Here is a 23,613-nt window from a genome sequence, read left to right on the forward strand (position 1 = left end):
TAGTCTATCGTCTAAAAATGTCAATTGTTTAGTTTTTATTTTTTGCTGATTTGTTTGTTAGCCACGACATTTTTTGAGCTCTTGTGTGCACTTCGCCGCGAACAAAGCGCTGTCGAGGGAAATGGCCACATATTTGAAGCCCTGCTCAATGCGCTGTCTTGCAATATCACCGTTGCTGGCGATAGTCCCGCACAATTTGCCATGTCGCTTCGTAATTTCAAGCGCCTTCTGAACCGCTGCTTCAACGCGCTCGTGGTTTACCTGTCCGGTGAGACCCAGGGATTGAGACATGTCGTAAGGTCCCACAAAGATAACGTCAATGTCCGGGTTCTGGCAAATCTCGTCCAGATTATCGAGGCATTCAATATTCTCACAGTGGGTGACAATGAGGGTTTCCTCGTTTGCTCTGGCGAAATATTGGTCCGGCTCTGTCATCCCGTAGTTGGAAGACCTCATAAACGCCACACCGCGCCGCCCCACCGGGAAGTACTTGGCGTTCCTGACAACGGTCGCGGCTGTCTCCGCAGTGTTGACCTGCGGTACCTGGATGCCATGTGCGCCTATGTCCAGGAAATGAATGATGGTGCTTTCCATAGTGTTGGGCACCCTGACAATAGGCGTCAGGCCCCTGCGCTCAGCTGCCCGGATCAGGGTCAGGGCGCTTTCCGGCCCCATGGGACCATGTTCACAGTCTATGATGGCAAAATCAAAACCCGCCAGTCCTAATATTTCAATGACATCCGGCGAATTCATGACGGCGAAGATCCCGACCGCCGCTTCTCCTGCCTTGAGTCGTGCCTTGAGTGTGTTGTGGAACATGTCTTGACATCCTCCTCTGACGCATGCTTTAAGGGACGCGTCCGGGCTAATTGTCCGGCAGCGATGATGTAGGGCATTGGATGACTGCTGCTTCAAGTTCAGTAATATGTTTTTGGTTTTAGGTATTAGGTTTCAGATCTAGGCCTCAGCCATGCCGAGACCAATCTCCTCAGCCACGGTTTTCATGCCTTCCAGCGTGTGCAGGATCACATCGTCCAGCGTCCAGTTCATCATGACAGCGCCTTTTTCGATGACGTCTCTGGAGACGCCTGCCGCAAAGCTTGGCGTCTTATATTTCTTCTTGATGGATTTGACCTCCATGTCCAGGACGCTCTTGGACGGGCGCATGAGGGCCGTGGCGTGGATCAAGCCTGTAAGCTCATCAATAGTGAACAGTACTTTTTCCATAGGATGCTCCGGTGCTATGTCGACACACTGGCCGTAACCATGGCTGGCAGTGGCGCGAATCAGCCGCTCGTCGAAGCCGCGCTCTCTCATGATCTCCTGAGATTTGACACAGTGGGCTTCAGGATATTTTTCAAAATCCAGGTCGTGCAGCAGTCCTACAACGCCCCAAAATTCAATGTCTTCTTCATTCAAGTGCTTCGCAAAATAACGCATAACCCCCTCCACTGCCATAGCATGTTTCTGGAGATAGGTGTCCTGATTATATTCTGTAAGTAGTGCCCAGGCTTCTTCCCGGGTTGGCATATGAGACATTTTGGTTTCCTCCTGTGGATCAACTTTTTAATTATTAGTGTGGCGTCTTAACATCATAGCATTACATTCTCAAAAAAATCCGACTCATGAGAAATCTCAAACCGGATCTTTGAGTTTTCCTGAATCGCGTCCGTAAACACGGAAATTAATTGAACCCCGTAGGCCTCAAGACTTTGGTACAGCGCCTCACTGTGGATCAGGCGAATGTTGAGCGGACCACTCCAAGTACTGAGCAGGTCCCAAAGCGCATCCAGATTATTGCCGTAATAGTCAGGAAAGTCGAATTGATGCTTGAGATGCGCATGCGCCGCTTCTCTCGACGTCATCTGCGCACCATCCAAAACCACATATTGAACCTCATTTTCAGCATACATCCGGCAAACACCGCTCCTCTCAATAGAACTGAGTGAAAGTCTCGTAATGGTCATCCGTGTAAAAAATCAAGCCGTCGCTTGAAAATACAAGTCGCTCAGCGCCGCGATAGCCGCCTTCGTAGTTGACATCGCACTCGTACCAGCGGCGGCCATCTTTGTCAGGCAAGCGCCCCTCGCGGTTGCCAAAGTTATCCCCGCCTATACTCATCTCATCCGTGACGTCCCAAAGATTGCCCTTGTTGCTTTCCCAGCCAAGGTCAGTCGCTTTGCGCTTGGTGATGAAGTTTTCCGGCAGCTCATTAAAAAGGTGCAGATAGGCTGCGACTTCCTCCGGCGCGGTATATCTGCCGCCTTTCTCGACGTAGCTTTCTGCTTCTGCCAGGAGTGCCTCAAGTTCCGTCAGAGGTACCGATGCTTCTTCGACTGCTTCACTTTCGCCTTCAACCTCAGATTCCACCGGCTGTTCTACTGCTTCAGGCGCTTCAGTCTCAGGTTCGGCAGCCGCCGGTGCCCCGCCACAGCCCGAAAGGGCCAGCATAAATATGAGCAGCCAAATGGCCAGCCAAGTCCGTTTCTTGCCGCGACGCTTGTTCAATTGTTCACTCAGAATAGTCACCTCATTTCAAGACTTTAGAACCACTGATCCGCCGCAAGCCTAGAACCCAAGCTCTTCTCCAACAATCAGCACCGTCATGTCTGTCAGCGACGGCCTCTTATTCAGAATGGTTGTCACGTTGCAGATCCTGGTCGGGCTGCTGCAATCGGTACATACTCCCGTCTTAACGCACGGATTCGGACGGTTCAGCCTTTTGTTGTTCAGCGGTGCCGCAATGGTCTTGATTCTGACTTCAGCCGCGTCGAGGTTCTCCACCAGCTTGTTCACCCCAGCCACAATAATGACCTGCTTTGGACCAAAGATCATTGCGGCAACGCGATTGCCCACCCCATCACGGTTGACAATTTCGCCCTTCATGGTAACGGCATTGGCACTGGTCAGAAACACATCACAAGACAGCTGGCCATGTCTGTAAGCCGCGCTTTGCTCCGGTGTCAAGCCCGGCTCATTGTGCCACAACACTGTATTGCCCCTGTCTTTCAACAGTTCTGAAAGTCCAAGGGATTCAATGGTTTTAGAACCGCCAATGCCCACCACCGCATCCTCCGGGATCATGCTTAGAATCTGGCGTACTGCTTCATGGCCGCCCGGTACATAAGCCGCTTCAAAGCGATTGGATTTCAGCGCTTCAACCGCCGCCTCACCCATTTCCTCTGGTGTTTTCGCAATCATTTCAATCATGTCATTCGCCTCCTCACGGTTCTGATGACTATATGAAGTCTTTCACATTGCACCTGTCCCGGATCACGCCGCGGATCAATGGTTTTTTGCTGGTCATCAGAATCATTATACCCGGCCCATGTCCCATTTTAACACAGTCGCTGTGAACGACGACCCCAATGCTGACAGCGCCCTTTAAATAAGCCCGGCCAAAGGTATTGTCACAGTCCTGCAGCATCACAAAGTCTCCAAACCGGAGGGTGTCAATGCCAAGTGTCCGGATGACCTCTTCATCCTGGGTCATGATGTCATAATCCCCGGTAAAGGCGTGAGCAGAGCCTATGCCGGAGCCCATCAGGTGTGCCGGCACAATAGCCGCCACCGGAAACTCAATGAGGCCGCCCTCGGTTTTGAGATCCATGCGCTCGAGGAGCTCCGGATCCATGTTCATGACGGTGACTTCAGGAAAGTCCAGCAGCTTAAGTCCCTGACCGCAGCCTTTGATCTGAATTTTATCATCAATAGTCAGCTTCTCCATGGTCTCTTCTGAAAACTCCACAATGACGTGTTCAATGCCGCCGTGGGCTCCCAGGACATAACCCGTCTCGCCTTTCGCGTCCCCGGTCACGACCTTGGCCTGATTCCCCAGGCAAGACAGCACCATGAGGGCATCGTTTTCCGCGGTGATCTCATTGCGAATGGAAACGCTGGGCTCAATGTGATCCCCCGCCAGCCCAAAGGCCGGGTCCCCCACATGAATGCCATAAGTAATAGACCCGGTCGATGGCAAAATCATAGCCTCACCATTTTGAGTCACTCTAAAGGTCTTCGTGTTGATGGGATGATGGATCTTCCCCATTACGGCCTGTGCGACAACACTTTTTTTATTGGTTTTAAGCATGCAGATCCTCCCTGATTCGTCAGTTTGCCTGTGTCGGTATTGGATTCTGATTCCATTTTAAACAAAATTATCGTGAAAAAGAATAGGGCGTGGTGAAATAGTTTCAAACTAAGAGGCATTAATCAGGCAGTTAGTCAAATTGGGAAGAAAGTAAACCTGCACACGCAGAGGTCAGCGAAGAATCACAGCTGTTGTCATCAGGTTGTCAATGGACTGCCGGGGTATAAATGAAATAGGCATGTTGCTTCACTCGATCATTGGCTACTTCATTTCAGGAGTGTGAATGTCATGACAAAAGTTTTTGCTGTCAACGGAAGTCCAACCATGGAAAAAGGCGATACAGCTCTGCTGCTGAATGCGTTCCTCCAGGGAATGACAGACGCGGGAGCGGAGGTTGAGCTCTATTATACCAGCCGTTTAGAGCTTAAGCCATGTTCCTGTGGGCAAATGTACTGTTGGTATCAAAGTCCCGGCGAATGCTGCGTCCGGGACGAGATGCATCAGCTGTATCCCAGCATTAAAGCCGCAGATATTTTGGTGCTTGCGACGCCCGTCTACATACCGCTTCCCGGGCGGATGCAGGATTTTATGAACAGGCTTTGCCCTCTGATCAAACCACAGCTTGATTTTAGAGACGGCCGGACCCGGGCTGAACGGCATCCTTCCTTCAGCACCGAAAAAATTGTCTTACTTGCAGTGGGCGGCTGGTGGGAGCTCGAGAACTTTGACACCGTGGTCCGGATTGTCCGAGACTTTTCGGAGACGGCCGGGGTAGAGTTTTCCGGGCCCGTTTTGCGGCCGCACTCCTTTTTAATGTATGACAAAGAGGGCATGACGGATGCAGGTACAGCTGTTCTCGAGAATGCGAGAAATGCCGGGAGACAGTTGGTTGAGGCGGGCCGGATAGCACCCGAAACCTTGGTTGCGATCAGCAAGCCCCTCGTCCCGGAAGCCGAGCTCAGAGAGCGGTATAATAAGATGATTGAACGTTTTCAGGTGTGAAGTGACGAAAATGACCATCGGCAGAGCAAAGGCTCTTAAAAAGCCTTCAAATCTTTGCCGATGGTCACTGATCCATCCGAAAATCCTAACCGAGTATCATTTCACTTTCATCTGATCTCCGGCTGTGAGGGATTGAATTTCCTTCTTGGAAAATCTCCATTCCCTCCCAATCTTCTGCGCTTTTAATCTGCCATCTCTGATCATGTTATAGATGGTTTGATTGCTGACTCTGAGCATCTCTGCAACCTCTGACAAATTCAATTGGTCTGGCTTCTCTGACATATCACTTTCTGAAAAGCTTTTGCTCAGTCTTTGAAGCATCTGAGCATCTTTGCCTTCGATTGTGATCTCCCCACAAATCGGGCACACATAGGTTTGAACGCCTTCTACCGTAAGCTTGTATTCACCCCAGCCTGTATTAATCGTCGTTTTTCTTTTTTCCATTTCCACGTCGCAAATATGGCACTTTTTAGTCATCGACGATGCGCCTCTCTTCTTTTTAGAATGTCATCGATCCAAACCCACACTTCTTCTTTTGTTTTACACACAGTAATAATTAAAGGTGTGTCCAATGCAGCAACTACTGTATAGATTCCAGCCTTCCCATCGCTACTCTCTTGAAAAAGCACCTTCAAGTCCTGAGTCTTTCGATCTTTTTGAAATTCGATAACCTTTCCATCCAAGATACATTCCAGCACTCTTTCAATTTCGATTTCACGTTCAGTCATTCTTTCCAGGGCATGCTTCGTAAAATCGAAATTGCCCTCTCGGACTTTTTTTCGGATTATCATTTCAACAAAGACTTCAATCATGAAGATCCCTCTTTTTCTTATTATAATACTATTTTGATATTTTATATCTTTTGTTATAAATTATTATAAATTAATTACAACTTCTTGAATTTGATTTATATATTATTATGTAATATTTGTTATTTATTGTAAATATATATTGAATATTAGGGGTAAAATTCCTTTGAACTACACGAATTATATATTTTCTATCGCAACATACATTCTGCCGTTTGATACAAATGACTATCGGCTTCTGAGCTTTTAGCATTGCCACTGATGACTGATCACTTCAATGTGCCAAAAATAAAACAGGGATCAGCCCTCGTGTTGGTGAGGATTGATCCCTATTTTTGCATCCTGAATTGTAAATCAATTTCACAACTTCTCTATCCCGTACCTGCGGCTGGCGCCTATCGCCCCCATCTGTGAAGATGTTGAAGTTGTTTTTTACGCAATCAAAGTATTTGCAGACTTTTCAAATTTATTTGACGTCACCATCCCGAAAGACGTTCCAGGTACAGAGGCGACTTTATCACGGAACATCTTTTGCCGGCACATACAGCTCATTTGCCAGCTCATGGAGCATGTCCCCGGTCGCGCCGTTCTCCACAGCAATTGAGTACATCAGACCCGGCACCGTGTCATACCACAGGCAGATGCCCTGCTCGCCTTCGATAAATCGCACCTCGCCGCTGCAGTAGCTCACTTCAACAGGCGTTACTGTCTTCCAGTCGTAATACATGCCCGAAATATCTTCAAACTGGGCCAATGGACGAATTCTATATGTCACTTCCGTCACACCTTGTGTAAACACCGCTTCAGCGACCGGACTCCCCTCTTCCATGTCGATGATATGGTACGCCACCTCCTCCGCGTCACTCGGGAGATTAAACGTGATGCCCAGCGTCTCGAGGATCTCCTCCGACGTCGACTCCTTGACAGGATTCGGAAGTTCCGGCTCCTGCTCAGCTTCCCTGACGCACCCGGGCGCCAGACAGGCCATTGTGAGCAGCAAAAGGATCATTAGACCTCTTTTCATGGCTTCATACCTTCCTTCAGGTTTCTCAAAGCCCGCGATCCTGTTCGAGCTATTATTATTATACCCACTTCGCGCCTGGATAAAAAAGCCGCTTAAGACTAATCTAGGTGACAGTATCCGTCACCATGAGATCAAGTCGCTGAATCTTGGCCTTTAAAGCCTTAAATCTTTGCCGATAGTCATTTTCAATTCAATCTGACACTGCGAGAATCAAATAATTATTCCTGCCTTCTTTCTTCACTTTATACATTGCTTCGTCACTTACCGAAATAAGCTCATCAATGGTACGCCCGTTATCCGGAAAAATACTGATCCCAATACTTGCACCAACTTGACATCTATACTCATTTATCACGATAGGCTCTGATAAGCGTTCAACGAGCCGCTCTGAGATCTCACCAATTTGAACCCGATTGACCTCTTTCAACAACACCAAAAATTCATCCCCGCCAATTCTTGCTGCCAGGTCACTCGATTTGATCTGATTGCTGATTTTGGCGGCAACAATTTTCAACACCTCATCACCAATTTGGTGCCCATATTTATCATTGATGGATTTGAAATAGTCAAGATCAATGAACATAAGTGCAAAAACGGTGTTTTCTGCACTTGCATTATGGATATAGGCTTCCGTTTCATGAATGAATCTGCTTCTATTTGACAAACCTGTAAGAGCGTCGTAGTTGGCAAGTTGATTTAGCTTCATATTTTTCTCTTCCAGCAATTTTGTGTAATTATTGATTTGACCAAGCACGTCAAAGTACTCGTACTTTTCTTTGCTAAAATAACTGTACAAAACGCCTAAACCTATGACTATGTAACTCATCAAAAACAGGTTGTGTGCCAGCCACCAATTTGCACTCCATGGCTTGGAAATCATGAAGATGATGACGGTTTCCATTATGAGACACAGGCCTATGATGAATGAGAGGATCGTAATATTCTGCTTTGCTTTATAGGAATAGTAATATTTCAAGGCATTGATGCCTAAAAACAGCAAAGTGGCCACTTTTGTAAGGATTGCGAAATTTGTGTCTGTCAGGTCATCATTTTTGAATACCGGAAAGATTTCCGGATTCATCAGCCCTTTATAACTCAGCACTGACAATAGAATCAGAAGTATGAGCAACATATAGCCATTAAACCATTTTTTGATTTCTTTCTTCTTCCCAAACAGATGATCCGGCATAAACATCATTGACGCGAGCCAAATTCTGCTCAAGTCTCCAAACAACACAAAGACATTTATATTGATGACCGCACTGGCAAACTCAAACGGCTGCATAATGGTCATTTTGGGCGTAACCAACGCGTGAAAGGTGTAAAATACACCTACGCCAATAAAGCCAATCGACAGGTAAAATATCTTTTCCACCTTGCTTTTCTTATACTCCAGATAAGAGGCAACCCCTACCAGTAACGCGATTCCCGAACTGAAAATCACATAATAAAAGTGCAAATCCGGTTTCATAATAAGTTCAGTGCTAAATTGATTCAAATTATAAATCAAGACTGGTACTAAAATTATCATTAAAGAGAAAAAGTTTAATCTTTTTTTAGTTAACACTGTATGCGCTCCTTGAGAGTTAAAGTGATTAAATGAGTCAAATCTCCGCCGATGGTCACTTTCCAAACCACCAAACACATTTTAAAACAGGGATCAGCCCTCATGTTGATGAAGATTGATCCCTGCTTTTGCATCGTAAATTGTAAATTAATTTCACAACTTCTTCGTCCTGTACCTGCCTCCGTCCGTGAAGAATCTGAAGTTTTTTTGACGAAAACAAGTATTTGCAAACTTTTCAACTTTATTTTTCGTCACCGTTCCGAAAAACGTGCCTGGTACGGGGGAGTCAAATTATGCTTAGCCGAGAAGCTGGAGAACGCCTTGTGGCATTTGATTTGCTTGAGCCAACATCGCTGTTGCAGCCTGGTTAAGAATGTTGTTCTTGGTGAAAGACATCATTTCTTTAGCCATGTCGACGTCTCGAATACGAGATTCAGCGGCAGTTAGATTCTCTGAAGTTGCAGTAAGGTTGTTTATAGTATGGTCAAGGCGATTTTGATAGGCTCCAAGTTTAGCTCTTTCAGTTGATACAGTTGCCGTTGCATTATCAATCAATGAAATTGCGCTTTCAGCGCCACCTTGAGATTCCAAATCCAAGTTATTTATACCCAAGTCTGTTGTGCTCATTGCATTGATACTAATTGTCATTGATTGATTTTTATTAGCACCAATTTGAGTCGTTAATGCACTATTAGTAACAGAAACAGTTCCTTTCGCTCCCGCAACTGCTGATGCCGCGCTGTTAGTTAAAGTTACAGATAATCCTGCAGCGCTCAAATTAGTGCCGCTACCATCTGCAACTAAACCGTTAATTGTACCTTCAACATTTACACCCGAATCCGTTGCATCCGTTGAATTATTTGTTGTTAGGCCCATCGCAGCTGTTAAATCATTGGCTGATATTGTTATTGTTTCTTCCAAACCAAACTCATTTGTTGTTAATGTTAATCCGCTTTCGTCTCCTGTTGCTGTGAGCCCGATTGATGCGTTATTAAGTGCAGTTTTAAAATTTGTGGAAGTAGCGGCAGCATCACCAGTTACAATTGTAAAGTTAATAGTATTTCCATTCACTTCAACAGACCCATTGGTACCTAATCCTGCAGTTACGGCAGCGTCATTAAATGCTGCACCTGTAATAGTTGCTTGTTGAGCTGCTGTTGTAGTAACAACCGCATAATTTCCTGACGCAACATTTTCACCGGTAACTTTTGCTGACGAGACGTTCGCATTACTTGCATAATTAACTTTGTTACCAGCGTCGCCATTAAGTAATTTTTTTGTATTAAATTCAGTTGTAGTTGATATTCTATCAATTTCTGATGTAAGTTGATCAATTTCCTTCTGCATTTGTGATCTATCTGCAGCAGTATTTGTATCATTTGCTGATTGTACAGCAAGCTCTCTCATTCTATTCAGAATTGAATGAGTTTCACTCAGTGCCCCTTCTGCAGTTTGAATTAATGAGATACTATCCTGCGCATTTCTAACCGCCTGATTCAAACCACCAATCTGCCCTCTCATCTTCTCAGAGATTGCAAGACCTGCTGCGTCGTCTCCAGCTTTGTTGATTCTAAGTCCTGACGAAAGTTTCTCGAGCGACTTTGCTTGCGCGCTTTGTGCACTAGACAATCTAGAGTACGTGTTCATTGCTGCGATATTGTGGTTAATCCTCATGTTCCTTTTTCCTCCCTGAAAGTGGTTTTATTAACCCGCGAACATCCATTTTCGCAGATTTTGACTCCAGCCAACCTATGATCATCTCAGTCCGCTGTTTCGGATGCTTTTTTCATCCTCATGTTGTATTAATCGGTTCAATTAGCATTTCGTTAATAGCCTCACTAAACTATTTTTGATTTTTTTTTGCATTTTTCTATTTCTCTTTTCCCTTCATCTTTTTTCAGTTAGCCACTCGACCCTATCCCACAAAAAAAAGACCACACCACGCCAGCAACTCACTGACACAATGTAGCCTCAAAAATTCTTTACCTTCTCGTCACAAACTTTATGCAGCTTACGACTTCCATTGTAAACAACCCAATCCACTTTCTCCAACACACGTCCCTACATCACTTACTAAACCCCTACAACACCCTCCCCACAAAAACCTCCACAACCTCTGGATCAAACTGCGTCCTCGCACACCGCTTCAGCTCCGCCACAGCCTCTTCCTTCGTCTTGGGCTTGTGATACGGCCGCTTCGCCGTCATAGCCTCAAAGGCATCCGCCACGGCAATAATCCTTGAATTCAGCGGGATCTCTTCCCCGACCAAGCCCTCAGGATAGCCCTTCCCATCCATTCGCTCATGATGGTAAAGCACATCCTCGGCCACGCCGGCATACTCATCCACAGACTTCAGAATCTGGTAGCTCGTCTCCGGATGGCGCTTGATGATCTCAAACTCCTCTTCCGTCAATCGCCCAGGCTTGTTTAAAAGCTCAGGCAAAATCATGATCTTTCCAATATCATGCAGCACCCCGGCGGTCTTGATGTCCTGAACGTCCTTCTCACTCAGCGCCATAGCCCGAGCGATGGCCTCACAGTATTGGGACACTCTCTTTGTATGAATCTGCTCCTGATCATATTTCATGTTGATATTCTTCAGGACCGTCTCAATAGTCTGGCTCCGCATCAGCTTGCCAAATTTTAGCTTTTCCTTATACATATTGTTGTCTGCCTGAGTCAAAATATCACTCATATCCTTTTCAGCATCAACTTTGGTCGCCTGGCCAATCGCCACAGAGACTATAACCGAGTCCAGCTTGGTGCCTGCTGCCGCATCCAGAATCCGCTTCTTGATCCGCTCAGCCTGAAGTTCCGTTGTCTTTGGCAGAAGGATCGCGAACTCATCACCGCCCATGCGTCCAACCAGATCATCTTCCCTGCACACGCTTTTAAGCAGCCGTGACACCTGAACCAGCAGCCGGTCCCCCATCTTATGACCGAAGGCATCATTTGTCAGTTTAAGTCCGTTGACATCTATGGTCAAAACAGAAAATGGCAGATTGCGCTCCGTGTCCATGCGCGTTAACGCATCCTCAATGTATCTGCGGTTGTAGAGTCCGGTGAGGTGATCGTGGAAGCTCAAATATTCAATCTCCTGGATCCTTTCTTTTTTATCCGTAAAGTCCCTGAACGCTATGACCACACCGGTAATGAAGCCGTTATCGCTGCGAATTGGTGCAGCGCTGTCTTCAATGGCAACTTCTCTGCCATCCTTCGCAATCAGGATGGTATGGTTCGCCAGCTCAATGATTTCACCGATCTCCAGCACTCGCGCCACCGGATTTTCGCAGCGCTCCCTGGTGAACTCATTGATGATATGGAACACCTCTTCAAAGGGCTTCCCGAAGGCCTCCTCCTGGGTCCAGCCTGTCAGTGCTTCCGCAATGGGATTCATGACCTGAATTCTGCCATGATGATCTGTTGAGATGACGCCGTCACCAACTGACAACAAAGTGGTTTTAAACTGCTCCTTTTCATTGTAAATCATCTGCTGCATTTTCTTTCTCTCGGTGTTGTCCATGAAGGTGACCACGGTGCCGACAACGACGCCCTCAAATATCTGCGGATAGGAATGATACTCCACATCAAAGAAGGTACCGTCTTTTCTCCAAAAAACCTCATCCGTCACGTGGGCGCCTACGCCTTTTGTGGAAGCCTGGTAAATCTTGCATTCTTCGTCCAGTATGATAGAACCATCCCGCATGCTGTGATGGATGGCTTGATGCAAATGTCTGCCCACAAGCTCCGCAGGACTGTCATAACCCAGCATCTGAACCCCACTGTCATTGATAAACGTACAGCGCCCCTGGGTATCGAGTCCGCAGATCGCTTCCACAGTAGAGTCTAGGATCAGTTTGAGCCGGTCTTTATGCTCCTCAAGGGCTGCGTTGCGCTCGCGAAGGTCTTCTGTTCGCGCAGCGACCTCACGCTCCAAACCATAAACTTGAGAATTAATAATCTCCGCCATTTTATTGAATGAGGCGGCAAGTTTTCCCACCTCGTCATTTCTGAAAATAGGTGCTCTTTGGGTTAAATCGCCCGCTGAAAACCTTTCCTGGGTCTCCAGCAAAGAGGTAATAGGTCCGAATAATTTTTGTGAGAGCTTTAAAAAGAATAGTACAAACATCAAGAGGATGAGAAGGCTAAGTAAGATCGACGCCTCAAAGCTCTTTTGGTAGCCTGCCGCGAGAACCCCCTCCGGTACAGAGGTAATCACCAGCCAGCGAATGCCGCTTTGCTTAAACTCTGCAATTTCAGTGAAGTGACGCTCACTTTCCTGATCATTGATCATCGACGTTTCCCCGCTGCGCATAAAATGCTCGTAAGCCTGCAGCATCAACGGATTGTCAAAGTCTTTAATCGAAAGTCTTTGAAATTTCCCCTCCGCGTCCAGCGTGTAATTGTTCTTGCCTAAACCATTAGCAACCAAATAGCCAGTATCTTTTTCCACGATCACGGATAACGCGTTTTTTCCGCTAGTAATTTCACGCAGCGCCGCGTTGGTCGACTCCAGTTTCGTGTGTGCCCCCAAGACCCCCTGCAGCTTTCCCGTCTGATCGTAGAGCGGCGCCGCAGCCGAAATCGTCAAATCATTCAGGACAAAATGTTTGTAAATGCCGGAATATGCCAGCGCCCCAGTCTCCGCTGCCGCTATATACCATGCCCGAGTCCTCGCGTCAAACTTTCCAGCCTCCACCATCAGATCCCCTGCCGTTAAGTCGTCGTTGACCGCGTAATACCAGGAATGACCGTCCGTTGAAGCATTATTTCTCATGATCTGAATCGCGCCATCCTCACTTCGTCTGGCACCATAGTAGTCCCCGGTCACCGACCCAAAGCTGAAGCTGTAGACTGCATCTCCTTCATGACTGCCCAATGCATTGACGAAGAACTTTTCTCTGAGAACAGGCTCCTCCATGTCAATGATGCCCTGCTCAAGCAGTCCCAGGTTGACCTCCACCATATGCTTGGGTACCTGAATGAAAGTTTCTATTTCCTCGATAATATCCCTATTGGTTTCATTCGCCATCTCCACAACGGTTGAATCAATGGAACTTTTCCAGTTTGTTAAGATGACCGCCCCGGCTGATAAGATCCCAATCAGAGCGCTGACTGCGTAAGCAAGTATGATGAGTGTTCTTATGGGCATAGTGCGTTTTCGATTGTGGTTTGACTGTAGATCTGCCTGCATGGTATAGCCCCTTTTCCAATTTTTCCATTAAAGTTCAATCAAGTCTTTAAATGTAATAAGTTCAAACGTGAAACAACCCCACTTGAGTGACCATCGGCAAAATCCTTATAGACAGCCACCAAGACGCTATCCAACAAATTCTGCCGCTGTGTCCCAAGCGGGGAAGTCAAAATACAGTACATTTCATTTACTGTTGAGATTATTGTACCAACTCACCCATCCGGCGCTTCAAATAGGTTTGAACACACTTTGGCGACACCGGCCTGCTGAAAAAATACCCCTGACCAAAGTCGCACTTCAGGCCTTGAAGAATAGCCAGCTGAGCCTCCGTCTCAATCCCTTCAGCCACGGTTTTCAGCCCAAAGGAGCGCCCGAGGATCAGGGCAGAGTTGATCATGCCTACGTTCTTCGCGTCGCGGTCCAGCATCATGATAAAGCTCCTGTCAATTTTGATCAGGTCAACCCGAAGCTCTTCAATGCTGCTGAAGGAAGAGTAGCCCGTCCCAAAATCGTCCAGGGAAATCTCAAAGCCGCGGGATTTCAGTTTCGCCAGGTTGCCAAGAACGACCTCCACATCTCCGAGACTGACGCTTTCAGTGATTTCGAGTTTGATCAGGCTCGATTCTACGCCGCTGTCCTGAACGATCCTGGCGATCCGGTCCGCAAAATCCAGCTGTTCCAGCTGTATGGCCGACACGTTGATGGAAACCGGCACAGGCGTGAAGCCACTGCGGTGCCACGCTTTGAGCTGACTGCACACTTCCTCTGCGACCCAAAGTCCAATCTCAATGATCAAGCCAGTCTGCTCTGCGATTGGGATAAACTTGACAGGCGACAGAAGGCCAAGCTTTGGATGCCGCCACCTGATCAAGGCTTCCAGGCCGATGGTCTCCTTCGTCCCAAGATGCACAATAGGCTGATACTCCAAAAAGAGCTCCTCTCTGCTGGCGGCCAGCACCAGATCGTTCGTCATGGAGAACCGCTCATGAATTTCAGTCGCCATACTTTCTGTAAAGCAGACACACCCGTGATATTTCGACGCCAGTTTCGCCTTGTGCATGGCGAGATCTGCATTTCTGATCAAGGTTTCACCGTCTGTGCCATGCTCCGGGTAAAGGGCTATCCCAAGGCGAGAGGAAACGTAGAGCTGAAGATTTTGGATTTTCAAAGGTTCATCTACGGCAGTCTTAATTGAGCTGCAGACATGATCCAAGGCCTCTTTATCGCGAAAATTCTCGAGAAGTAGAACAAACTGTTCTTCGTAGAATCTGGAAAACAGTGCCCGTTCTCCCAGCACCTGCTTGATGCGGTCAGTAGTTTGCACGAGGATCTCGTCACCTATGTCCCTGCCAAGGGAATCATTGATTTCCTTGAACCGGTTGAGGTGCATGTAAGCAATGGCAAATCGATTCTGATCTCCACTGCTCTTTGAAATCAGGGACTCTACAAATTTCAAAAAATAACGCTGATTGTAAAGACCCGTCAATAGGTCCTTCTGTTCAAGGTCTGCAATGAACTGATCCTGCTTGACCTTCTCTGACATATCTCTGAAAGCGCCTACATAATGGGCGATCTCACCGCTATGATCCAGAAGATGTTCCACTCTGAGCCATTCCGGATAAACGTCCCCATGCTTGTTCTTGTTCCAAATTTCACCCGTCCACTTTCCGCCATGATTGAGCGCTTCCCAAAATATTTCGTAGAAGGCAGCATCATGGACTTCAGATCGACGAAAATTTATTTTTTGATTTCGAACCTCATCGAACCCATAACCGGTAATATTGCTGAAGGCGGTATTGCACCACTGAATGCGGGTCTGAGGATCCGTGATGACAAAGCCCTCAGAGCTGGATTCCAGCACTTTTTTGAAGACTTTCAGCTGTCGCTCCTGGTTTTTTCTCTCTGAGATATCAATATAAATTAAATAAGCACCAATGACACTTTTATGGCTCAGGATGGGATAGCAGAAGATTTCCACATCAATGAGAGTGCCATCCTTCCTTCGTCTCGTACCTTCTGTTTTGATAATGTTGCCGTTGAAGACGTGATTGATATGCTCTTCAATTTGTCCTTTTTTACCATCCGGTGACAATAACGCCTCTGCTGAAGCGCGAATGACCTCTTCCGGCGAATACTGAAACATCTCACAAAAGCTTCTGTTCGTGTTCAAAAACAACTTGTCTTTACCTAAGATGACCACTGCATAGGGAGAGTCGTTGAACAAGGTATCGAACATTAAGCGCTGCTCGACTTTTTCGGAAATATCGTGGACTATGGAAAAGAGAAGCTTGCCATTTTCAGTCGCGATAGGAAAACTATGAACTTCAACCTCTTTTAACGCACCGCTTGCCAGCTTATGCGTAAAAAGAAAATAATTGCGCTTTTCAGACTTGGCTTTGCTCATTTCCTCCTTGATTTCGAGATCACTCAAAATGTTGATATTTTGTATATACAGGTTAGAAAGCTCTTGATCACCATACCCATAAAAACTGCTGGCCGCGGCGTTGGATTCCAGAATCTTGCCTGTTTCCGGGTCTATGATCAGCATGGCGCTGTTGTGGTTTTCAAACATGAGGCGGTACATGTCGTCCTTGTACTTGATCTGTTTTTTCAGATGATCAATTTCATGGAGATCGGTGATCACCGCAAACAGGATGCCTTTGATGTTATACAAATTTATGGAAGAGAGAAAATCTTCATTATTTTTACGCCTGTGGATCCAGTGGAAGGAGCTGTGCCCGCTGCTGAGTAGAGCATTTTCAACCAGTCGCTTTCCTAACGTGACAGAGGGTGATCCGTCATGTTGAAGCTCAGGTGACAGCTCGTAGGGTTTCTTTCCGAGGATCTCCGATTTGTCGCTGAAGCCGAACATCTCGAGGGCGGTTTGGTTGCAGTCTATGATGACTTCATCCCTGATGACGTAGAGGCCGCTCGGAAATAAATCAATGAGTTCGCAAAAACCAATATGGTAATCATACTGTGTTGTTGAAGACTGTTCCACGCAGGTCACCTCAGTTCGTTATTGGAAAGCTTTTATTATGGTTATTATATAAAAATATTTTTATATTTTTATAGTTTTGATAATACTGTTCACACTTTGTCGAAGTTTGTCTATCACTAGATTAGCCTTACTAGTGTTATATCGAAGTAAAATTGGAAATGTTAAGTAGATCAATAAAGAAAATGACCAGACATAGCCGCGCCGCGACTATGTCTGGTCATTTTTTGATCTTCCCGGCTATCCCCCAAGCTTCGAAATAACCCCTTCCACAAACTTCTTGATGCTGACCTTCCCCCGCTCCTTGGTCAGTCCATCGAGATATTTCATTTCCTGTCTGACCTGAGGGAAATCAAAGAGAAGGGTGCCATATTCCGTAAACTTGGCATTGTAAGGATCCTCCTGACCCAGCGCCGCCAAATTGGCCAAGGCCTTCTGAATGGTCCTGCGAATCCGCTGCTCTACTGCCCGGGTGTTGACTGCGCTGCCCTCAAGACCCGTTCCCAACTCCGCTTCCGCAATCTCTTTATAGACTTCCTGAAGCTGATAGGTTCCAGCCGCCGAGGACTGGCTGATCCGCAGGATCAGCCGGGTCAAGTCCTTGCAGCCGCTGTCCCCTACAATGCCGAGGTCTGAATAAATGGCGGTAAGCCTCGCATTCGCATCCTGTGGCTGCGCAGCTACCTGAGGCTGGGTGCGCCCCACAAACTGAAGGGCATTCTGAATCAGCGACATGGAGCGCTCGAGCTCGAGGTTGTGAGCCACGCCCCGGATGACGTTGATCACCTCGATCCGGTTGACAGGTTTGCCTATGAAGAACACTATGCCGGCGGTGTAGGCTTTTGAAACCATCGGCTCATCTTCCACTTGAGAAATCATTATGAACTTGCCCTTATAGCCCTGCCGCAGCGCGGCCTCCATCACGGCGACACCATCCACACCCGGGAGCAGATAGTCGATCAGGACCATGTCCGGGTGATAGAAGGCAATCTCCTCCGCGGCGTGGGTGCCGGAGGACAGGTCCGCCACGACCCTGCCCAGCTGGTTTTTTTCGATGATCTGCCGCAGCATCACCCGAACGCTGGGATCGTCGTCAATGATCATAAAGGTATGAGGCGCCTGGTTCTGAGCGCCCATCCCTGAAAACATCTCGTTTTTCGAATGCGACATGACTTATTCCTCCAGTGCCTGACGTGGGATCGTCAGAGTGAATGCGGTGCCCTTGCCCACTTCTGTTTCAATGTCAATGCGCCCGCCCAGGGCATCCAGCAAATTTTTCACATGGGAAAGCCCAATGCCCGTAGAGGCCGCCCCAGTCTCTTCGTTATATTTCGTCGTGAAACCCGGCGTAAAAAGCACCGGCAGCAAGTAGTCCTCAATGCCCTCACCGGTGTCCCTCACGACAAAACGCGCCACCTCAGCTTCAGCGTCGACGTCCAGGGTCACCATGATGTCACCTTCCTTGCCGCAGGCATCCATGGCGTTCACGATCAGGTTGTTGAGGATGGTGAACACACTGTGGTAGGGCTTAACCTGGATTGAGTTCCCCACCTCAAGCCTGAAGGTGATGGCACTCCCCATCTCCTCCAGAATCCGCTGGGCGTTGATCTCAATAATGGACGCAATGTCCTTCAGACTCATGGCCCCGTCCTTCTCAAAATTCTTGACAAGGCTCTCAAAGCCCTTCAGCACGCGGTAATAATCCTTCTTGATCTCGTGCACGTCCCGGGCAATGGTCAGCGCTTCGTCCCTCACGTCGGGATTGTCCTTGTGGGCCTCGTACAAGCCGTGACTGCGGCTCATGACGCTTTCGATCTCTCCCATAGACTTCTTCAGATAGAACAACTCCGCCTGAATGTTGGCCATGACCGCGTTCAGCTGAGCGTAACGCTTCTGGTGCTCCCGCTTCATGATCAGCAGCTCCTGGCTTCGGTACAGAAAATAGACAAAATAAGCCAAAATACTGCGTGCTATGCCGATGGTCACGATCAGCACACTCAGATTCAAAAAATTCGTTCCGCCAAGCATGGATTCTATGAGATTACAGGTAATGTCCACCACAGCCAGGGTTGCCATTGTCACAAACGGCTGCTCTTTTCTGGACCTCAGGCGGAGTACCTTTGCCAAAACGCCAAAAGAAAGGTAGTACACCCCCGCCGGCAGGTTTTCTGCGACTAAATCCACTAACGGCAGCTCTGTCAAATATAGCCTTATGGCGGTTCTGAGCACGACAATGGCGCCAGCGGATACAGCCGCTGTGCCTATTTCAGAAATATCCTCACGTATGAGAAGAATCAGACTTAGCGCCAAAACACCCGCAGAAAACCTGAAGGTAGACTGAAACGGGTAGAAATAGATTTGGCCAAAGAGGGCAACGACCGCCATTAACAAGAGATAGGTTCTGAGCTTTGGTTTTCGGCTCGGGCTCACGGCAGGTTCCTCCTTTGGCTTTTAATTTTGCTTATGCATTATTCTTCATCTTAGAGGCAGCAGATTTTTCCGTTACTCAGATCTATGACTACTGTTATTTACAAAATACACGAATCCTGAAGGAACTTCAATATTCGCAGGATGACTTGACGGCTGGCTGGACCGTGGAGCAAGACATGGCCGGCTGGTTCGAAATATTCAAGCGTCACTTCTGGTTTGGGATTTTGGCTGTGAATACCGGTTTTTATCCGTTCTGCACTTTTCCAGTGGACGGTGTCGTCATCCAGACCCTGTAAAATGAGACATGGGCAACTCAGCTGACCGAACCTGGATTTCGTCCGGATTTGAATGCGCTTAAATTCAAACAGGGCTCTCAACGGGAATTTGACGGCGCTTTTCATATAATAGCGCAAATGGTCAGCGCGTTTGTGTTTAAAGTCTTCCGCCAAATTGGTCATCACCCGCTTCAGATCCCAATGTCTCACGGGGACGCTCATGAAAATAAGTGCTGCTGGTTGATATTTCAAAGCGAGATGCACCGCGATCAGCCCTCCCGTGGAAAAACCCGCCAGGACAATGTTGTCTGTTTGTCTTCTTAGAGCCTTGTAGGCTTGCTCTGCGGCATGGATCCAATCCTCATGGGAGTGATGTCCCATCTCTCTTCGACTGCTTCCGGATAAACCGCGTAGGGTCGGCACTGCAGCCAGACCGCCTTTTGCTCTGAGAGCTTCCGCCAAGGGTTCAACTTCCCAGGGGCCGCCGCCAAAGCCGTGAAGGAGTAGGAAGGCCGGCGCGTTGTGAGGTGATGCACTTTTGTATGTCATACCGTACCGCTCCTTTTGTTTTGTTCAGCTGTTACCATCTTACCACATTCCCTTCGAAATTCATCATGACAGAATCTGCAGATCAGAAATTGACATAGTGATATTGCCGAATTGAAGTCGGTGTCTGACACCAGCTTCCGTTTTGGAAGTCGGTGTCAGACACCAGCTTCCGTTTATCATTTTTTCAGATTGCCTCGTCAACTGATTACAATTTGGCTATGCCACTTGATTCAGCCCGCAGATGTGCTAGAATCTTGAAGGGAATTCAATCGACAGGAGACAACTAAAATGGACCGTTCTTGGATTGCACTTATATTATTTTCACCTTTTACAGCCTGGATCCCGGCCATTGGCGCGGCCATGGCTGCTTACCGGAAGAAAATGACGATTTGGCTGACGCCTATGACCATCGGCATAATTCTTCTCTTTAACTGGGCGCTGCTGACTGGGATCTACAACCATTCCCTCAGGGAAATTCTGGTGTCCTTCGGCATCTTGATTTACCTGGGTTGGACCATTTTTCTGCAGAACACCGTGACACGTACCCATCAGGTTGAAGCGCTGCTGGAAAAAGTATGGCGGCTGGGATTGATCGCGGCGGGCCTCGGACTGGCGGAGAAGTTTCTGTCCTTTTTCATGGACTTGACTTTTATTTCTGAAATTTTTTGGAGCCCAACCTATATACCGACGCGAACCGCCTATAGAATCTACAGTACTTTTGGCAATCCAAACGTTGCCGGCGACTGGTTCGCCGCACTGTTCCTGATTGGGCTTTTCTGGATCAGCCATTCCACTGGCGAAAAGAGAAAGACCTACATAACCGGCAGTCTATTGTATCTGCTTGCGACGCTGCTCACCGGCTCAAAAGGCGCTGTACTGGGCCTGGAGCTCGGCCTGATCGCCTACGGCCTCTTCAGCGGCAGCCGGCTGGGGCGTCTCAGTGCCTTGCTTTCCTCTGCGGGCCTTCTGATCCTGGCGCTGATCATGCCCGAAGTCAACCATTTGACCAACTCGAGATCCGCTCTATGGCTTGAAGCTATTAACCTGATACAGTTCAAGCCTGTCTTTGGCTGGGGTCTCCTCGGATTTTTCAGACAGACCGGCGAGATTCACGCCCACAATCTCTGGCTTTCCGTGACGGTGATGCTGGGGGTAGGCGGTTTGATTGTCTCCTCGATCATTCTGTCCCACAGCCTGCATCTGGCTTTCGTCCTGAAAAAAGCCGGCAATCGTCTCGCGCCGCTCCTGACGGGTCTGCTGATGCTTATGCTGGGCCACAGCCTGTTCGACTTTACCATCATGACACCTCAAGGCGGCATGCTGTTCTTCAGTATAGTTGGCATCATGAGTGCCCTGGCCCTTGAGCATGAATTCTATTACAGTGTGGATCCGGAATCCATGGCCAATCTGAAAGAAGACCTCAGATGGCAAATTGCCGGCCATCCTACCAAATTAATCAAGTGATCCATAGCCAATTGAGTGAGCCAAACAAAAAAAGTGTGGAAGCAGGAATCCAGGGTTACAGCCCTTTGATGCCTGCTTCCACACTTTCTTCAATCATCGTCAAAAAAAGTTGTAGGCAAATCCCTAAATCATTTCTATAATGGTAGAGGATGCTAATACAGCCAATTCTTCTATTAAAGGAGCACGTCAACATGAATTTTCTGGGTGAATCCGCCGCCTTCGCGACGGCCATTTGCTGGACCCTGACCGGTATCAGCTTTGAGCAGGCCGGCAAGCGCGTTGGATCTTTTGCCGTCAATTTACTGAGGTTGATTATCGCCCTGCTGATGATGACGGTCTTCAACTACATAACCCGAGGGACGCTGATCCCGATGGACGCAACACCCACGACCTGGCTTTGGCTCTCCATCTCCGGGCTGATTGGCTTCGTTTTAGGGGACCTGTTCCTCTTCCAATCTTACCTCTTGATTGGCGTACGGGTCGCAATGGTCATTATGGCCAGCTCCCCAATCTTCGCGGCACTGATGGGCTTCGTCATCTTTGGTGAAAAGCTGACGCTTCTGAGCTTTCTGGGCATGCTGATCACCCTTCTGGGGATTGCGCTGGTCGTTTTTTTAAGGAGCAAAGGTCGCGAAGACCAGGAGGCAAAGAAGCTGACTTCACTGCCCCTCAGAGGGCTGCTTTATGCGTTTATAGGGGCTTTTGGACAGGCCTCCGGGCTTATTCTCAGCAAACTGGGCATGGGCGCGGATTACAGTCCCCTTGCCGCAACACAGATTCGTCTGATGGCTGGTCTTGCGGGCTTCCTGGTCCTCTACGCCATTGGCAACCGCTGGTCAGAAGCGAAAGTCGCGCTGAAGAATCCCGGAGCAATGGGCTTCATCACAATGGGCGCGTTCTTTGGGCCTTTCATGGGCGTTTCCTTTTCGTTGATCGCCGTCCAGATGACAAAAGCCGCCATTGCATCTACCATCATGGCGCTGGTGCCCATCATGGTCATTCCGTTTTCCATCTTCCTCTACAAAGAACGCGTCAGCTTCCGTGAAGTCTTCGGTGCTGTGTTGACCGTTACCGGCGTAGCGGTGATGGTGTTTGGGCAGTGACCATATAGAGAGTAATAGCCAGCAGGCAAAATGAGCCTGCTGGCTATTTTTATTTTTGAAAATATTGGCTATTTGGTCTCCAATCCGACTTTGAACTCGCCCGCTTCATAGCTGCAGGGGGTCACGCCCTCATAACCAAACACCTTGCAGAAATAGTCCGCGACCAGTTCTGTCGAGCGCGCGTAATCCTGTGTTTCTCCCGTCAGCATTTCCAGAGAGGTCACGCCTCGGTCCGCAATGCCGCAAGGGACAATCAGCTGAAAATGCGACATGTTGGTATTGACGTTGAAGGCGAAGCCGTGCATGGTGACCCCGCGCTTGACCGCGAGGCCAATCGCCGTAATTTTGCAGCCGTTCACCCAGACACCGGTATGGACAGGATCCTTGCCGGCCGGGATGTCGAACTCTTCTTTTAAGAGCCGGATAAACAGCTGCTCCAGATTCTCAACAAAGGTGCGGATGCCTATGCCGCCGTGCTTGATGTCAAAGATAGGGTAACCGACAATCTGACCCGGACCGTGATAGGTCACGTCTCCGCCGCGCTCGATCTGGTGGACTTCGACACCCTGTTCCCTGAGGTAATCCTCAGCAAAGAGAATATGGCTGTCTTCAGCGGATTTGCCCAGAGTGATGACCGGCGGGTGTTCAACGAGGATCAGCGTGTCGTCAATCTCGCCCTTTTGGCGCCTAGCCACCAGGTCAAGCTGAATCTGATAGGCGCTCAGATAGTCACAGACGCCCAAATTTAAGATTTGCAGTTTTTTCAATGCTCCAACCTCCATTACGCCAGGTTGAGGATCATCAGATCTTTGTCTGTCCTCAATTCGCCCATTTGCGGAACGTACAATTTGAAATGCGGCGCCTGAAAATGGGCTTCAAGATGCGCTTTGCTTTCCCATGTCTCAACGAACACCAGTATATTTGGATTATTCTCATCTTCAAAAAGCGCATAGTCCATGCAGCCTTCTTCTTTGACGGTTTCAACTGTCAGCTTGGCGGCAAGGGCTTTGAAGGCTTCTATATTTTCATTTGGTACATAGTTTTTGGAAACGACTTTGATCATGTGGGTGCCTCCTCTATAGACTCATTTAGGAGATATTATATCAT

21 protein-coding genes are annotated in these 23,613 nt (G+C 48.0%); 3 read left to right on the forward strand and 18 right to left on the reverse strand.

Annotation, left to right across the window (positions count from 1 at the left end; translation table 11 throughout):
* Positions 1–57 precede the first annotated feature (57 nt).
* From AC4PHM_RS07775 to AC4PHM_RS07800, 6 genes are all read right to left on the reverse strand, one after another.
* On the reverse strand, positions 58–819 hold the full coding sequence (locus AC4PHM_RS07775; protein ID WP_492020312.1) for an HpcH/HpaI aldolase family protein: 762 nt from the start codon (positions 817–819) through the stop codon (positions 58–60).
* Between the two features lie 138 nt (positions 820–957).
* The gene (locus AC4PHM_RS07780) at positions 958–1,539 is read right to left on the reverse strand and encodes a hydrolase (RefSeq protein WP_492020313.1); all 582 of its coding nucleotides are present in this window, start codon (positions 1,537–1,539) and stop codon (positions 958–960) included.
* A 53-nt stretch (positions 1,540–1,592) separates the two neighbouring features.
* Positions 1,593–1,913, reverse strand: coding sequence for a barstar family protein (locus AC4PHM_RS07785; protein ID WP_492020315.1), 321 nt, complete (start codon positions 1,911–1,913; stop codon positions 1,593–1,595).
* A 19-nt stretch (positions 1,914–1,932) separates the two neighbouring features.
* A complete protein-coding gene (locus tag AC4PHM_RS07790) occupies positions 1,933–2,508 on the reverse strand; it encodes a ribonuclease domain-containing protein (protein WP_492020316.1) in 576 nt (191 codons plus the stop codon).
* Between the two features lie 60 nt (positions 2,509–2,568).
* On the reverse strand, positions 2,569–3,210 hold the full coding sequence (locus AC4PHM_RS07795; protein WP_492020317.1) for a lactate utilization protein: 642 nt from the start codon (positions 3,208–3,210) through the stop codon (positions 2,569–2,571).
* 28 nt (positions 3,211–3,238) lie between these two features.
* Positions 3,239–4,090 (reverse strand): DUF4438 domain-containing protein, encoded by an 852-nt coding sequence (locus AC4PHM_RS07800; protein WP_492020318.1) that lies wholly within the window; start codon positions 4,088–4,090, stop codon positions 3,239–3,241.
* Between the two features lie 288 nt (positions 4,091–4,378).
* Here AC4PHM_RS07800 and AC4PHM_RS07805 point away from each other — a divergent pair, with 288 nt between their 5' ends.
* Positions 4,379–5,092 carry a flavodoxin family protein gene (locus AC4PHM_RS07805; protein ID WP_492020319.1) on the forward strand — a complete coding sequence of 238 codons (714 nt, stop codon included), beginning with the start codon at positions 4,379–4,381 and terminating at the stop codon, positions 5,090–5,092.
* Between the two features lie 96 nt (positions 5,093–5,188).
* Here the strand turns inward: AC4PHM_RS07805 and AC4PHM_RS07810 are convergent, their stop codons facing one another.
* The 10 genes from AC4PHM_RS07810 to AC4PHM_RS07855 form a co-directional block, all read right to left on the reverse strand.
* On the reverse strand, positions 5,189–5,569 hold the full coding sequence (locus AC4PHM_RS07810) for a helix-turn-helix domain-containing protein (protein ID WP_492020320.1): 381 nt from the start codon (positions 5,567–5,569) through the stop codon (positions 5,189–5,191).
* Positions 5,566–5,904, reverse strand: a complete 339-nt coding sequence (locus AC4PHM_RS07815) for a DUF4258 domain-containing protein (protein ID WP_492020321.1) — start codon at positions 5,902–5,904, stop codon at positions 5,566–5,568. Before AC4PHM_RS07815 ends, AC4PHM_RS07810 begins: the two co-directional genes overlap by 4 nt.
* Positions 5,905–6,418: 514 nt before the next feature.
* Positions 6,419–6,925: a hypothetical protein gene (locus tag AC4PHM_RS07820; RefSeq protein ID WP_492020322.1), complete on the reverse strand. Its 507-nt coding sequence runs from the start codon at positions 6,923–6,925 to the stop codon at positions 6,419–6,421.
* 190 nt (positions 6,926–7,115) lie between these two features.
* Positions 7,116–8,558: a diguanylate cyclase domain-containing protein gene (locus AC4PHM_RS07825; RefSeq protein WP_492020323.1), complete on the reverse strand. Its 1,443-nt coding sequence runs from the start codon at positions 8,556–8,558 to the stop codon at positions 7,116–7,118.
* A gap of 231 nt (positions 8,559–8,789) precedes the next feature.
* The gene (locus AC4PHM_RS07830; protein ID WP_492020324.1) at positions 8,790–10,166 is read right to left on the reverse strand and encodes a flagellin N-terminal helical domain-containing protein; all 1,377 of its coding nucleotides are present in this window, start codon (positions 10,164–10,166) and stop codon (positions 8,790–8,792) included.
* Between the two features lie 407 nt (positions 10,167–10,573).
* The gene (locus AC4PHM_RS07835; RefSeq protein ID WP_492020325.1) at positions 10,574–13,687 is read right to left on the reverse strand and encodes an HD domain-containing phosphohydrolase; all 3,114 of its coding nucleotides are present in this window, start codon (positions 13,685–13,687) and stop codon (positions 10,574–10,576) included.
* Positions 13,688–13,886: 199 nt separating this feature from the next.
* Positions 13,887–16,688: a sensor domain-containing protein gene (locus tag AC4PHM_RS07840; protein WP_492020326.1), complete on the reverse strand. Its 2,802-nt coding sequence runs from the start codon at positions 16,686–16,688 to the stop codon at positions 13,887–13,889.
* 237 nt (positions 16,689–16,925) lie between these two features.
* Entirely contained in the window at positions 16,926–17,855 is a 930-nt protein-coding gene (locus AC4PHM_RS07845; RefSeq protein ID WP_492020327.1) for a response regulator, read from the reverse strand.
* A 3-nt stretch (positions 17,856–17,858) separates the two neighbouring features.
* Entirely contained in the window at positions 17,859–19,115 is a 1,257-nt protein-coding gene (locus tag AC4PHM_RS07850) for an ATP-binding protein (RefSeq protein WP_492020328.1), read from the reverse strand.
* Between the two features lie 98 nt (positions 19,116–19,213).
* The gene (locus AC4PHM_RS07855; protein ID WP_492020329.1) at positions 19,214–19,939 is read right to left on the reverse strand and encodes an alpha/beta hydrolase; all 726 of its coding nucleotides are present in this window, start codon (positions 19,937–19,939) and stop codon (positions 19,214–19,216) included.
* A 288-nt stretch (positions 19,940–20,227) separates the two neighbouring features.
* Here AC4PHM_RS07855 and AC4PHM_RS07860 point away from each other — a divergent pair, with 288 nt between their 5' ends.
* Both AC4PHM_RS07860 and AC4PHM_RS07865 read left to right on the forward strand, forming a co-directional pair.
* Positions 20,228–21,403 (forward strand): O-antigen ligase family protein, encoded by a 1,176-nt coding sequence (locus tag AC4PHM_RS07860; RefSeq protein ID WP_492020330.1) that lies wholly within the window; start codon positions 20,228–20,230, stop codon positions 21,401–21,403.
* 191 nt (positions 21,404–21,594) lie between these two features.
* Positions 21,595–22,506, forward strand: coding sequence for a DMT family transporter (locus AC4PHM_RS07865; RefSeq protein WP_492020331.1), 912 nt, complete (start codon positions 21,595–21,597; stop codon positions 22,504–22,506).
* A gap of 68 nt (positions 22,507–22,574) precedes the next feature.
* Here the strand turns inward: AC4PHM_RS07865 and lipB are convergent, their stop codons facing one another.
* The gene (lipB, locus tag AC4PHM_RS07870) at positions 22,575–23,273 is read right to left on the reverse strand and encodes a lipoyl(octanoyl) transferase LipB (RefSeq protein ID WP_492020332.1); all 699 of its coding nucleotides are present in this window, start codon (positions 23,271–23,273) and stop codon (positions 22,575–22,577) included.
* 14 nt (positions 23,274–23,287) lie between these two features.
* Entirely contained in the window at positions 23,288–23,569 is a 282-nt protein-coding gene (locus AC4PHM_RS07875) for a putative quinol monooxygenase (protein ID WP_492020333.1), read from the reverse strand.
* Positions 23,570–23,613: the final 44 nt, after the last annotated feature.

The organism is Acidaminobacter sp. QWL-03 (assembly GCF_058683855.1).